Below are 13,633 nucleotides of genomic sequence, written 5' to 3'. Positions count from 1 at the left end.
GTGGCAATTGCCATCTCTTATTTTTTATAATTCCACTCATTACTTTCATACTTTTCTTTCGCTAACGTTTGAACTTCATGTAACTGTTCTTCTGTTAATTCATATGGAACAAGTTCTACATCCAATCCTTTTTCAAAACCAACTTCAAACGCTTTAATTAACTGTTCTATCGTAAATGTACGGTCTGTTAATTCATTAATTGCTACTGCTTTAGAAGAGAACATACTCTTCATACGTTCCTTCACACGTTCATTTGGGAATAAAAATAGATCATATAGTTCATCTAAATCAATTTCTAATGGAATCGATCCATGCTGTAAAATAACACCTTTTTGACGTGTTTGAGCACTACCAGCAATTTTTCTTCCTTCCACTACAATTTCATACCAAGATGGTGCATCAAAACATACACCTGAACGTGGATTTTTCAAATTTTCACGATCTGCTTCTGTTTTTGGAACTGCATAATATGCTTCTAACCCTAATGCCTTAAAACCATCTAATAAGCCTTGCGAAATAACACGATATGCTTCTGTAACTGTTTTCGGCATATTCGGATGATCTTCAGACACAATAACACTATACGTTAACTCTTTGTCATGTAGTACACCCCTGCCGCCTGTTTGACGACGAACGAATCCATATTTCTTTTCGTTAACTACATCCATATTAATATCTTTCTCAACACGTTGAAAATATCCAACTGTTAATGTTGGTACTTCCCATTCATAAAAACGAATTGTTGGTGGCATTTTCTTTTCACTTTGCCAATTTAACAAACATTCATCTAACGCCATATTAAATGCCGGTGAACATTGACCAGAGTTAATATAACACCATTTTTCTTTTCCCATCCTGCACCTCATATAACCAATTATTTTTCACATTCTCTAGTCTACCAAATTCGACAAAATTTGTGAAAGAATACGAAATTTCTTCTTATATGCAAATGAATCTGTTGCATAAATACATATGGGCATTATAATATTGAAAGTAGGATAAGAAAAAAGGGAGCGATAGAATCGTGTCAACAACTTGGATTATTTTATTAGCCGTAATCGTAGCATTTATCGGCTACACTGTATGGATGTACTTCTATCAGAAAAAATTAATTAAAACTCTTACAGAAGAAGAATTTCGCGCTGGCTACCGTAAAGCACAGCTTATCGATATTCGTGAAGCAGACGAATATAACGCAGGGCATATTTTAGGTGCACGTAACATTCCGTTATCACAAATTCGCCTTCGCCATAAAGAACTTCGTCAAGATCAACCTGTTTACTTATATTGCCAAAGCGGATTCCGTACAGGTCGTGCAGCGCAATACTTAAAAAAACAAGGCTACAAAGATTTCTACCAATTACAAGGTGGATTTAAATCTTGGACAGGCAAAATTAAAAAGAAATAATAACATACAAAAAACTAGCTGAATAAATCAGCTAGTTTTTTCATTTCATCTTATTCGCAATGTATAATAAATTCTGCTTGATTACCTTTTCATCGTTCTCTTCTACATTCCGATACAGCAGCTGATATTCAATTCCTTTCTCTTTCCATATAAGCGTAGCAAATTCGTCACCACGTTCATAATCATCTTTATTTTTAAAATAAGCAGACGTTCCATTATTCAGTTTCATTTGTTCTTGAAATCGCTTCTCTTCCATAAGATCCGGAAAACTATAAGGAAAGTTCGCGACATTTAACTCAATATACTCATTTCTACCTGGCTCCTTCTGTTTATATTTAATCGTTAAGACAGCGTTCTTTTTCCCAAGCGTTCTTACTTCACCCTTCACATCACTTGTAATGTCGTACGGTAAAAACGTTGGAACTTTAAACTTCACCGGAAAATATTTTGGAAGTTCCTTTAGCGGAATAGGATCCGTAACACGATCCATAGCTCCTCCTGTTGTTCCCACAAAGTGTTTTTCTTCTTGCATCGTTTGCTGAAACGAACACGAACTAAGTACAAAACTAGAAAACACGAAACAAATGATTCTTTTTTTCAATTTGTTTCCGCCCTTTCATACCGCTCTCTTAACGAACGAAGCGTTGATATGCTCTTCATATTCGCTTTGTCATCAAACTCCACCTTTGAAAACTTTCTACGTTATTCTCACACATTTTGACAACACTTTTTGCAAACAAAAAAGACCCCCTATCATTCTTACGCCCAAGTGAAAAGGTTACGCGAATAAAAAGAAGTCTTATTAATACCATAGTTTGTGAAAAGCTTTTCAGGTCAAGATTTTTTCTTTCTTATTATTTTCCCTTTATAATAAGTGAAAGAGGTGATACATATGGCCAATATAAAACAAATTGCTAAAACTGCTGGTGTATCGATATCAACTGTTTCTCGTGTCCTGAATAATCACCCTTACGTAAAAGAAGAAAAGCGTAAGCGTGTTCTAGATGCTGTTGAAGAATTAAACTACGCAAAAAATATAAATGCTGTCCATTTAATAAGAGGGAAAACATATACAATTGGCGTTATGCTTCCTTTCATTAACCTCCCCTACTTCAGTACCATTATTGAAGGAATCGGTAACGAAGCATTATTAGCTGGATATCACATTAATTTATGCCAAACAAATTACGATAGCCTTGAAGAAATTCGTGTTCTTGAAATGATGAAAATGAAACAATTTGATGGGATGATTATTTGCTCCCGAACGAGCTCTTGGGAACAAATCGAACCTTTCGCAAAATTTGCCCCTATTATTTCATGTGAAAAAATGAAGCACCCCCTCATTTCATCCATCTACGTAGATCATTATGAAGGTTTCCGTCTCGGTACTGCCTATTTACTAAGTAAAGGCCATGAAAAAATCGGAATTTGTTTAGCAAGAAAAACAAGTGTAAATTCCATGGAGCGCGAAAAAGCGTTCGCCGATACCCTTCGTAACGAAGGGAAAACGTTGCATCCTGAATGGATTTTCCACCAATGCTATACAATGCAGGACGGAGCACAAATACTCCATCGTATTTTAAATATGAAAAATCGTCCAACTGCTATTTTTACAGCGAACGATCAAGTTGCAGCTGGTTTATTAACAGAGGCTCGAAAACATGGCATTCGAGTACCTGAAGACCTTGCTATCCTCGGATTTGATAATCATGAAATTTCAAAGGCATTAGAAATTTCCACAATTGAACATCCCGGTCTCGCAATGGGCTCACATGCTTTTTCTTTATTCCATAAGCAGATCCAAAGCGAGCAAATTGTCGGCAGTGCAAAAGAACTTTCATTCCATTTAATTGAGCGAGAGACTGTCTAAAAAGAGCGTTACCTATAACGCTCTTTTTCAGCTCTTCACCTATTGACATTATATTTTTCATCTCATATAATGAACCTAACGAACGGTAGGTAGGGGATGAAAATGACAGCAAACCGCATTAAAGCTGTAGCACTTTCTCATTTCGCACGCTACGGCTATGAAGGAACTTCATTGGCAAATATTGCTCAAGAAGTTGGGATTAAAAAACCATCGATTTACGCACACTTTAAAGGAAAAGAAGAGCTATATTTCATATGCTTAGAATCTGCTCTCCAAAAAGATTTGCAGAGCTTCACAGGCGATATTGAAAGCTTTTCCAATTCGTCTACTGAAGAATTGCTTTTAAAATTATTAAAAGGCTATGCAAAACGCTTTGGTGAAAGTGAAGAATCAATGTTTTGGTTACGAACTTCTTATTTTCCGCCTGATGCATTTCGCGAACAAATTATTAATAAAGCAAATGTACACATTGAAAACGTCGGAAAACTTTTATTCCCTGTATTTAAAAGAGCAAGCGAACAAGATGAGCTGCATAACATTGAAGTAAAAGACGCCTTAGAGGCTTTTCTATGCTTACTCGACGGTCTTATGGTTGAACTACTATACGCAGGTTTAAATCGTTTTGAGACACGTTTAGACGCTTCTTGGAAAGTATTTTGGCGCGGACTTTCAAACTGACGGATTGCTCCTTTGCAATGCGTCGTTTTTAAGCCCTTTACCTAACGACTGGTAGGAAGGAGAAATGACATATGGCATGGATTTATGTAATCATCGCTGGTATTATTGAAATCTTTTGGGTGATTGGACTAAAAAAAGCAGAGGCACCACTTGAATGGGCTGGTGTTGCTCTATTAATTACAATTAGTTTCGTCTTATTATTTAGAGCTTATAAAGATTTACCTGTCGGCACTGTATACGCAGTCTTTACAGGAATTGGAGCTGGTGGAATTGTTCTTACAGAGATTTTCATCTTCGGAGAACCTTTCTCTATCGTAAAAGTTTTATTAATCGGTTTAATCTTCTTCGGAGTAATTGGTTTAAAACGAGTAACAGAAGAAAAAGAAGCGAAGGAGGCCGCATAAAATGGCTTGGGTATTTTTAATTCTAGCTGGTATTTGTGAAATTATTGGTGTACTCTTTATGAAAGTAGCCACTGAAAAGAAAGGCTGGGCACCAAAAGTTATTTTAATCGCTAACTTCGGCGTAAGCTTCTTCTTCTTATCTCTTGCGATGAACACATTACCGATGGGAACTGCTTACGCAATTTGGACTGGAATCGGAACTGCTGGAAGTGCACTTCTAGGCATTCTCATTTTCCGAGAATCAGCGGATTGGCGTCGTCTTGCTTTCTTAAGCTGCATTCTATGCGGCGCTGTTGGCTTAAAACTATTAAGCTAACGTGAGGTGAATGTCATGTGGAAAGAAAATATTAGCATGGATCACACTTGGTATCGTCATTCTATTACAAATAAGTTTTCATATAATAGAATGGTTGTTTCATAAAGTAGTATCCATTCTTACCTTCCTTCCTAGCATGGCACTTGAAATTGCATCTATTGCTTGGTCAATTATTGCCTCCATTGCAATCGTCATTATATGGAGTATCGCCAAGCTATGGAATAAGTTATTTAAAAAGGACAGTACTTCTGAAAAAGAGTAACTGTCCTTTTTTGTATTCATTCAGATTTTCTATAAAAGTTAGATGCAATAAGACAAAGAAGACCAACTATGACAATACTTATACCAATTCCTTTATGCAAATTAGGAAACGGTGATGGTATGTCTGAATAAAAACTTGCTAATATGAGACCGATTGAAACAAAAAGTACCCCTATTCTATATAACCATTTTCTTTTGTTCATCATTCTCCCCTCCTAAAATTTTTCATACACTCCTTTCTTTTGGACATACTACCTAAAAAAGGAGTGAATAATATGCAAAATTCTATACATAAGCAAATCCTATTTTTATTTTTCCTATTTCTTATCCTCATCATCGTTTTCAGCTTTATATTACATACTCCGAAAGATGTACCAAATAGCGTTTCTTTTTATAAACTACTGCTCTCGTATTGTCGTTATTGAAGAAGGTGCCTTTTTTAAGGCACCTTTTAAAATTCTCTTTTTTCATATATTTTTACTGAAGCGAAGATAGATGCTATGAACATGCATATTGAACCAATGAATAACAAGCTGTTATATAGCTGAATTTGTTCTAGGTTGATTCCAAAGAAAATAGAAGAAACAGCCATAGGTGCTATTAGTATAAAAATCGCAATAAAAATAGTTTTCTTATACCCTAGCCAAAAGGATAGCGGTAAAACCAAACTTAAATACACTAAAATAAAGCTAATACTAGCAACTATTGTCGTTTCAATAAATTCAAATAAGTTAACCCCACTCTTCATTCCCATCGTGAAACAACCGACCGTTACACTTATAAAAAGAATAATAATTGCTACTATATATTTCGCATACACAATTTGTTTTCTCAATATTGGTAAACTATTTACTATAACTTCACTCTCATTTTTACTATCTGCTTCAAATGTTTTTACTGTTGCCCCAATTGTAATAATTACTGACATAATGATGAATAAATTTTCCGTATCTGTTAAGGCCATATAAAAGAAAACAGGATACAGTATGTACCAAATTAAAAATTTCCATTGAATGATGAAATCTTTTAAAATTAGTTGCTTGATCATGTATTACACCTCCTAATATGCAAATGTCCCTTCTATAACTCTGCCTCCTGAAACATTTTCATTGAGAGGAACATTGATATGAATATACTCACTAATACTCCGATACCAAGAAGACCCATTGCTAGTGTAGCCTCTTGAGAGTGGAGTACTTTTAGCATAATTATTTTATCACCAAAAATATTGCACATAAGGCCAATCATACCCATTAAAGGAAAAAACATAATCACATTCAAGGCAGTAATAGCTTTATATCCCCCAATGTAATTAACAGGTATCGTTACTACACAATAAATCAAAGTTGCTACTATTGCTGAAAACACTGCATATCCAGGCATGACTATATCCCTGCCCAATAAAATATTTCCTAATATTAAGACTATAAAAGTTACACTCAAACCAGCCATAATAAATAATGTGCTTGAAATATATTTAGCTATAATTATCTCTTTTCTCGTTATAGGCAAGCTCACTAATACTTTTTCCGCTTTACTTTTCTCTTCATAATAAAAAGAAATATATATAATCGTACTACATGTTATAAATAATCCTATTGCAATCCCCATTGGTTCGACGGAATCCTTAAAAATAGATAAAATGGGTATTAAAAAATAGAAAGGAAACATCTTCTTCTGTAAGAAAAACTCCTTCAAAATCAATTGTTGCATATAGATTCTCCTCTCTATAAATCACGTGCTCCGTAAATTTTAATTGTAAGAAACATAGAAGCGATATAAATACTAACTAATGTAATGAATCCAACTATAAATACACCAAGATGTAATGGATTCACAATCCAATCAATAAATGATGTCGTAGCGCTTTCTCCGTCACCAATAAACATTCCAATAATAACACCTATCCCAGCGGCTCCACCTGTAAATATTCCACGTACTACTTTTGATTTTGTCCCATAATAACTCGGGAATAATGCTGTAATATAAACTAAAGAATATACAGCACCTCTGACTACTACATACCAAGGAATTTCAATATACAAATTTGGATGATACACTCCAATATCACCAATGACGGCGATACCTCTTATAAGAAAAACAACTAGCATAGTAGAAATCATGCCACCTACAATGAATATTACACCCGAAATATATTTAGCAATAATGATATCCTTTCGTCCAACAGGTAAACTATTTATAATAACATCACTTTTATTTTTTTCATCCATCGCTATTAGTATCATAGAAGATGATATCGTTATGAGTAAGCAACTCATCGGAAATAACAATTCACCATCTGGATCTAATCCAAAGAAAACAAGGGGCATAATAAAATACACTAACCACATAACCCGAAAAAAGAACAAATCTTTATAGATTAGCTGACGCATAAGCACCTCTCCCTTTCGCAGTGTAAACGATGATATCGTCTAATGTAGGCTTTTCTAGTACAACCTCATTTCCAAACCAATCGATAATTGCTTGTTTATCCTTCGCTAAACCTTCGAAACCGAATTTATTTTTTCGTAATCCAACAAATAGTTCTTTTCCTTCTCGATCTAATAAATCATTGCTTCCCTTTACGATTACGTAGTTCTCCATTAATTCATCTTTTTCACCAGTAAATATAATTTCTCCATCGTTGATAAACGTAATATAATCTGCAATACGTTCTAAATCCGTTGTAATGTGGGTTGAGAATAATACAGATACTTCATCTTCCATTACAATTTCTTGCAACATATCAAGTAATTCACTTCGGACAACTGGATCTAATCCTGCTGTCGGCTCATCCATAATGATAAACTCTGCATGATGTGAAAGTGCGATGGCAATCGCAAACTTCATTTTCATCCCTTTAGATAGCTCTTTAATTTTTTTATACTTTGGAACTTGCAATCTTTGCATATACGATTGGTATTGATTTTCGTCCCACTTTTTATATAACGGTGCAATAATACGTTTCATTTGTTCACACGTTAAATCTTCGTAATAATGATTTTCATCATATACAAAACCAATATTTTGTTTTATGTCCTTTTCAGCTTTCTTATTGTCTTTGCCAAAAATTTTTATATCGCCGCTATCTTTTCTAATTAAATTCATAATCATTTTGATCGTTGTACTTTTCCCAGCACCATTTGGTCCGACAAACCCCATAATATATCCTCGTGGTAATGCAAAACTTATATTGTTCACTGCAAAATCTTGATAACTTTTACAAACATTTTTTAGCTCTAACATCTCTTATTCCCCCTTATATAAACACGCAATCATCTGCTGCAATTCTTCAAGTGAAAGCTGCAACACTTTACTTTCTTTTACGATTTCTTCAGCCTTACTTTCCAATAGACGTAGCCGCTGTTCTTTTAATAGTTCATTATTTTTACGTGAAACATAAGTCCCCTTCCCAGCAACAGTTTCTATATATCCTTCTTTTTCAAGCTCCTCGTACGCACGCTTCGTTGTAATTACACTAATTTGCAATTCCTTCGCTAAGCTACGAATAGACGGTAATTGGTCTCCACCCTTTAAACCACCATTTAAAATAAGCTGGCTTAATTGTTTTCTTATTTGCACATAAATAGGGTCTTGGGAAGAATTCGAAATAATAATATTCATGTTTTCCTCCAGTGTGTGTATATACTGTATATACCTTATATATACAGTATATACACAGCATCCTATTTTTGGCAAGAAAAAAAGACCAACATTTTCCTGTTGGTCTTTCGTATATGTATCACTTTTCAAAGCGATCTAACATCTCATCTCTCATTCCGAAACTTACTACTGCAATTCCTATATACATAAACAGAAGGAATGCCGGATGAACCGTGTTGTACCAGCTGCTGTCAACGATTAAATAAATCGTTAATGCCACAACAAGAACAAACGCTAAGATAAACATATAAAAGTGTCTTGTACTACCCATGATAAACTCCTCTCTTCTCACTTCACCATTCAACAGTTTATTTTATCGAATAATTCGATATGACTCAAGGTTAACTTTCTGTTATGTAATCAAGTTCCACCTTTACAATGTCCTCACATGCTATTGAAATGATTGTTCCTTGTTTATCAATCGCCGTCACTTCTCTATTATCCATTACACGATTTGCTACTCTTTCTAACACTTTTCCTTGGTCTCGATAGCAAAATTCTTTTACATCTTTAATTGTTTCTCCATTTTCTAAATGGTATACCATTCTATAACATCGATATCCCACACTTTCACCCCCGTCTTGTTCGTTTTTTCACATATACATAAAAATGAGTAAGCTTTGCCTCATCACATCTTCTTAATTTCAATAAAATTCTAACAAAAATAAATACTTTTATCAAACCGACTTTTTCAACAAAACTACCTATAAAACTACACCTTTACACCATTAGGAAACAAAAAATATAATTTTTTAACATTTTCTTCACTATTTCTGCACAAATTCTCCATACAAAAAAAGAACCCGCCGCAGCGAGTTCTTCTTTTGTTATTCTAATCAAACTTGTACAGGAGCTGGCTTTGCATAACGTAAAACTGGTTTACGTGCAGCCATCGTTTCGTCTAAACGTTTAATGACTGTCGTATGCGGTGCTTCTTGTACAACTTCTGGATTTTCTTCTACTTCTTTAGCGATTTGAATCATCTTATCAATGAAACCATCTAATGTTTCTTTTGATTCTGTTTCTGTCGGCTCAATCATAATACATTCTTCCACATTTAATGGGAAGTAAATTGTTGGTGGATGGTAACCGAAATCAAGCAGACGTTTTGCAATATCTAATGTACGTACGCCAAGTTTCTTTTGACGACGACCTGATAATACAAATTCATGCTTACAATGTCTATCGAATGGAAGATCGTAGAATGGCGCTAATCTTCTCATCATATAGTTCGCATTTAATACAGCATACTCAGTTACTGCACGCAAGCCATCTGGACCCATAGAGCGAATATACGTGTATGCACGAACGTTAATTCCGAAGTTACCATAGAATGGCTTCACACGACCAATTGCTTCTGGACGGTCGTAGTTGAAGTGATAACCATTTTCCGTTTTTTCTAAAATCGGTTTTGGTAAGTACGGAATTAAATCAGCTTTCACACCTACTGGACCAGAACCTGGGCCACCACCGCCGTGAGGACCTGTAAATGTTTTATGAAGGTTTAAATGCACAACGTCAAATCCCATATCTCCTGGGCGTGCTTGGCTTAATACCGCATTTAAGTTTGCACCATCATAGTATAACTTACCGCCTGCATTATGGACGATTTCTGCCATTTCTAAAATATTTTCTTCGAATAGACCTAATGTATTAGGATTTGTTAACATAAGTGCTGCTGTTTCTTCGTTTACAACACGTTTTAAGTCTTCTAAGTCAACAAGGCCATTTTCATTTGATTTTACTGTAATTGTTTCAAAACCAGCTACAGTTGCAGATGCCGGGTTCGTTCCGTGAGCAGAGTCAGGTACAATTACTTTCGTACGGTTAAAGTCACCTTTCGCTTCATGGTATGCACGAATTAACATTAAACCTGTCCATTCTCCGTGTGCACCAGCTGCTGGTTGTAAAGTAACAGTATCCATACCTGTAATTTCAATTAAATGCTCTTGTAAGTCATACATTAATTCCATTGCACCTTGTACTGTCTTTTCATCTTGCAGTGGATGAATATTTGCAAATCCTGCGAAACGAGCTACACTCTCATTAATTTTCGGATTATATTTCATCGTACAAGATCCAAGTGGATAGAATCCAGAATCAACACCGTGGTTACGGTTTGAAAGTGCTGTATAGTGGCGCATAATATCAAGTTCAGATACTTCTGGTAGCTCTGCATCTTCTACTCGAATATAATCGCTCTCAAACACATCTTCTAGTTTCACTTCTTCTACATCTAATTTGGGTAAGCTATATCCTATGCGTCCTTCTTTACTCACTTCAAAGATAAGTGCTTGGTCTTGATTCTTCATTGGATAGCCCCCATTTCGTTTACAAGTGTGTCAATTTCCTCTTTTGTACGAAGCTCAGTTACTGCTACAAGCATATGGTTTTCATGCTCTTTATAATCACGGCCTAGATCGTAACCACCGATAATATTCTTTTGTAATAATGCATCGTTTACTTCTTTCACTGGACGTTTGCAATCTACAACAAACTCATTGAAGAATGGTCCAGCAAATGTTACTGTGAAGCCTTTCGCCTCAAATTGACGTTTTGCATACTGTGCTTTAGAAATGTTTTGACGTGCCATTTCTTTCACACCTTGTTTGCCAAGTGCCGTCATTGCAACAGAAGCTGCTAATGCATTTAACGCTTGGTTTGAACAAATATTAGACGTCGCTTTATCACGGCGAATATGCTGTTCACGTGCTTGTAACGTTAATACAAATCCACGTTTACCATCTGAATCTACAGTTTGTCCAACAAGACGTCCTGGAATTTTACGCATAAATGCTTTCGTTGTTGCAAAATAACCACAGTGCGGTCCACCAAACTGCGTTGGAATACCGAATGGTTGTGCATCACCGATTACAATATCAGCACCAAATTTCCCTGGTGGTGTTAATGCGCCTAATGATAATGGATTTGAAGAAACGATAAATAATGATTTTTGTTGATGAACGATTTTTTCAATATCAGCTAATTTTTCAACTTGTCCGAAGAAGTTTGGATATTGAACGATTACACAAGCAACTGTATCATCTACTTCACTTTGTAATACGTCTAAATCTGTTACACCATCTTTATGATTAATTTCAACAACTTCAAGATTTTGACCTTTTGCATACGTTTCAAGTACTGCTCTTGATTCTGGATGAACCGCGCTAGATACAAGAATTTTCTTTTTGCGAGTATGGCCAGCTGCTAACATTGCCGCTTCAGCTAAAGCTGTACCCCCGTCATACATAGAAGAGTTTGCTACATCCATTCCTGTTAATTCACAAATCATTGTTTGGAATTCAAAGATTGCTTGTAATTCCCCTTGTGAAATTTCCGGTTGGTATGGTGTGTAAGCTGTATAAAATTCTGAGCGAGAAATAACATGATCTACAATTACTGGAGCATAATGATCGTATACGCCTGCTCCTAAGAAAGAAGCGTATTCTTTTAAGTTAGCATTTTTACTAGCCATTTGAGATAGCTCTTTTAAAAGCTCTGGCTCTGATTTTGCTTCTTTAATTTTTAAATCCCCTTTAAAACGAACACTCTCTGGAATATCAGAGAATAATTCATCGATCGTTTGAACGCCGATCGTTTGTAACATTTCTTTTTTGTCTTCTTCTGTCATTGGAAGATAACGATGCAACATGAAATCTACCCCTCTCCCCGTTACTTTGAACGTTTGTAAAATGGTGTTGGAACAACTACTGCTTTGACGCGTTTATTACGAATTTCAATTTCTACTTCTGTATCAACTGCTGCGTATTTTACATCAATTAGTGCTAAACCAATGCTTTTCTTTAACGTTGGAGATTGTGTACCACTCGTTACTTCTCCAATTTTTTCTTCACCAATAAATACAGGGTAATGCGTACGAGGAATTCCACGTTCGATTACTTCGATGCCGACTAATTTACGAGGCGCACCGTTTTCTTTTTGCTCTTTTAACGTTGCTTTTCCAAAAAAGTCTGCTTCTTTATTTGTTTTTACCGCAAAGCCAATTCCAGCCTCAATCGGTGTAATATCTTTTGATAATTCTTGTCCATAAAGTGGTAATGTTGCTTCGAATCGAAGTGTATCACGAGCACCTAAACCACATGCTTTTAAGCCCTCTTCTGCTCCAACTTCAAGAAGTTTCTCCCAAAGTTTTGCAGCATCTTCACTCTTACAGTAAATTTCGAATCCATCTTCACCTGTATAACCTGTACGAGATACAAGTGCTGGAATTCCATCTACAAGAATATCGTTTTTAAATTTAAAGAACTTAATTTCTTTCAAATCTTCTGACACAACTTTTTGTAAAATGCCTTCTGCTTTTGGTCCTTGAATTGCAAGCTGTGCAACTTCACTAGAAACATTGACTACTGTCGCATCGCCAATTACATGACTTGCTAACCATTCGTAATCTTTCTCGATATTTGATGCATTGATTACTAATAAATAGTCTTCTTCACCACGTTTGTAGATTAATAAATCATCTACTGTACCACCATTTTCGTAGCACATAGCTGTATATTGTGCGCCCCCTACCTTTAAGGTAGATACGTCATTTGTAACAACACGTTGTAAAAATGCTAAACTATCTACACCTTTTACTTCAACTTCTCCCATATGAGACACATCGAACAAACCTGCAGCTGTACGTACAGCTTCGTGTTCTTCTTTAATGCTTGAAAATTGAACTGGTAATTCCCAACCACCGAAGTCGATTGTTTTCCCACCATACTTCGCGTATACATCAAATAACGGTGTACGTTGTAATGTAATCATGCTCTCTCCCCCTTATGCTTTGACAAATCAATAAAAGTTGCTTCCCTTTTCTAAACATTTTCATTCTGAAAAGATAGGATATACGGAATCTCATTATATTTTTTTATGAAAGCGTAAATAAAAAATCACTTTCTTGGATAAAATACGAAAGATTCCACACATTTCACACCATTATCCTAACATCATTCGCTATATTTCATCAATATTCTAGCATAAAAAATAATTTAGAATTTTTTATGTTAAAACACAATAAATACAGC

At 35.4% G+C, this 13,633-nt stretch carries 19 protein-coding genes; 6 read left to right on the top strand and 13 right to left on the bottom strand.

Going from position 1 to position 13,633, the window contains the following annotated elements; genetic code table 11:
- Positions 1-17: 17 nt before the first annotated feature.
- Entirely contained in the window at positions 18-854 is an 837-nt protein-coding gene (locus tag ACO6VI_RS08765) for a lipoate--protein ligase family protein (protein ID WP_000514081.1), read from the bottom strand.
- A 170-nt stretch (positions 855-1,024) separates the two neighbouring features.
- Here ACO6VI_RS08765 and ACO6VI_RS08760 point away from each other — a divergent pair, with 170 nt between their 5' ends.
- On the top strand, positions 1,025-1,408 hold the full coding sequence (locus ACO6VI_RS08760; RefSeq protein ID WP_000108653.1) for a rhodanese-like domain-containing protein: 384 nt from the start codon (positions 1,025-1,027) through the stop codon (positions 1,406-1,408).
- A gap of 40 nt (positions 1,409-1,448) precedes the next feature.
- On the opposite strand, the gene ACO6VI_RS08755 is transcribed toward ACO6VI_RS08760, so the two are convergent.
- The gene (locus ACO6VI_RS08755) at positions 1,449-1,985 is read right to left on the bottom strand and encodes a hypothetical protein (protein WP_033695179.1); all 537 of its coding nucleotides are present in this window, start codon (positions 1,983-1,985) and stop codon (positions 1,449-1,451) included.
- Between the two features lie 315 nt (positions 1,986-2,300).
- Between ACO6VI_RS08755 and ACO6VI_RS08750 the strand changes: the two genes are divergently transcribed.
- The 5 genes from ACO6VI_RS08750 to ACO6VI_RS08730 all read left to right on the top strand — a co-directional run bounded on the left by ACO6VI_RS08750 (position 2,301) and on the right by ACO6VI_RS08730 (position 4,938).
- Positions 2,301-3,278: a LacI family DNA-binding transcriptional regulator gene (locus ACO6VI_RS08750; protein WP_001273986.1), complete on the top strand. Its 978-nt coding sequence runs from the start codon at positions 2,301-2,303 to the stop codon at positions 3,276-3,278.
- Positions 3,279-3,374: 96 nt separating this feature from the next.
- The gene (locus ACO6VI_RS08745; protein WP_002005730.1) at positions 3,375-3,956 is read left to right on the top strand and encodes a TetR/AcrR family transcriptional regulator; all 582 of its coding nucleotides are present in this window, start codon (positions 3,375-3,377) and stop codon (positions 3,954-3,956) included.
- Positions 3,957-4,027: 71 nt separating this feature from the next.
- A complete protein-coding gene (locus ACO6VI_RS08740; protein ID WP_000312339.1) occupies positions 4,028-4,360 on the top strand; it encodes a DMT family transporter in 333 nt (110 codons plus the stop codon).
- 1 nt (position 4,361) lies between these two features.
- Complete coding sequence (locus tag ACO6VI_RS08735) at positions 4,362-4,676, top strand: DMT family transporter (RefSeq protein WP_000312623.1); 315 nt, start codon at positions 4,362-4,364, stop codon at positions 4,674-4,676.
- 10 nt (positions 4,677-4,686) lie between these two features.
- On the top strand, positions 4,687-4,938 hold the full coding sequence (locus ACO6VI_RS08730) for a DUF3975 family protein (protein WP_161520075.1): 252 nt from the start codon (positions 4,687-4,689) through the stop codon (positions 4,936-4,938).
- Positions 4,939-4,954: 16 nt separating this feature from the next.
- Here the strand turns inward: ACO6VI_RS08730 and ACO6VI_RS08725 are convergent, their stop codons facing one another.
- From ACO6VI_RS08725 to gcvT, 11 genes are all read right to left on the bottom strand, one after another.
- On the bottom strand, positions 4,955-5,143 hold the full coding sequence (locus ACO6VI_RS08725) for a hypothetical protein (RefSeq protein WP_003271658.1): 189 nt from the start codon (positions 5,141-5,143) through the stop codon (positions 4,955-4,957).
- 245 nt (positions 5,144-5,388) lie between these two features.
- A complete protein-coding gene (locus ACO6VI_RS08720) occupies positions 5,389-5,985 on the bottom strand; it encodes an ABC-2 transporter permease (RefSeq protein WP_063548628.1) in 597 nt (198 codons plus the stop codon).
- A 32-nt stretch (positions 5,986-6,017) separates the two neighbouring features.
- A complete protein-coding gene (locus ACO6VI_RS08715) occupies positions 6,018-6,650 on the bottom strand; it encodes an ABC-2 transporter permease (protein WP_063548630.1) in 633 nt (210 codons plus the stop codon).
- Positions 6,651-6,664: 14 nt separating this feature from the next.
- Entirely contained in the window at positions 6,665-7,330 is a 666-nt protein-coding gene (locus tag ACO6VI_RS08710) for an ABC-2 transporter permease (RefSeq protein ID WP_001249424.1), read from the bottom strand.
- Complete coding sequence (locus tag ACO6VI_RS08705) at positions 7,311-8,183, bottom strand: ABC transporter ATP-binding protein (RefSeq protein WP_000891323.1); 873 nt, start codon at positions 8,181-8,183, stop codon at positions 7,311-7,313. Before ACO6VI_RS08705 ends, ACO6VI_RS08710 begins: the two co-directional genes overlap by 20 nt.
- Positions 8,184-8,186: 3 nt before the next feature.
- Positions 8,187-8,561, bottom strand: a complete 375-nt coding sequence (locus tag ACO6VI_RS08700) for a GntR family transcriptional regulator (RefSeq protein WP_001021349.1) — start codon at positions 8,559-8,561, stop codon at positions 8,187-8,189.
- 118 nt (positions 8,562-8,679) lie between these two features.
- Positions 8,680-8,871, bottom strand: coding sequence for a hypothetical protein (locus tag ACO6VI_RS08695; RefSeq protein WP_000535933.1), 192 nt, complete (start codon positions 8,869-8,871; stop codon positions 8,680-8,682).
- Positions 8,872-8,941: 70 nt separating this feature from the next.
- Positions 8,942-9,145: a DUF3929 family protein gene (locus ACO6VI_RS08690; RefSeq protein ID WP_000262496.1), complete on the bottom strand. Its 204-nt coding sequence runs from the start codon at positions 9,143-9,145 to the stop codon at positions 8,942-8,944.
- Positions 9,146-9,436: 291 nt separating this feature from the next.
- Positions 9,437-10,912, bottom strand: coding sequence for an aminomethyl-transferring glycine dehydrogenase subunit 2 (gene gcvPB / locus ACO6VI_RS08685; protein ID WP_000795695.1), 1,476 nt, complete (start codon positions 10,910-10,912; stop codon positions 9,437-9,439).
- Positions 10,909-12,252: an aminomethyl-transferring glycine dehydrogenase subunit 1 gene (gcvPA, locus tag ACO6VI_RS08680; RefSeq protein ID WP_000903240.1), complete on the bottom strand. Its 1,344-nt coding sequence runs from the start codon at positions 12,250-12,252 to the stop codon at positions 10,909-10,911. The genes gcvPB and gcvPA overlap by 4 nt, the downstream gene beginning before the upstream one ends.
- Before the next feature lie 20 nt (positions 12,253-12,272).
- Positions 12,273-13,373 carry a glycine cleavage system aminomethyltransferase GcvT gene (gcvT, locus tag ACO6VI_RS08675; protein ID WP_000631769.1) on the bottom strand — a complete coding sequence of 367 codons (1,101 nt, stop codon included), beginning with the start codon at positions 13,371-13,373 and terminating at the stop codon, positions 12,273-12,275.
- Positions 13,374-13,633 lie beyond the last annotated feature (260 nt).

It is taken from the genome of Bacillus sp. PSXD-155, from assembly GCF_049310765.1.
Taxonomy (GTDB): Bacteria; Bacillota; Bacilli; order Bacillales; family Bacillaceae_G; genus Bacillus_A; species Bacillus_A cereus.
This window is presented reverse-complemented; position numbering and strand designations above follow the sequence as displayed.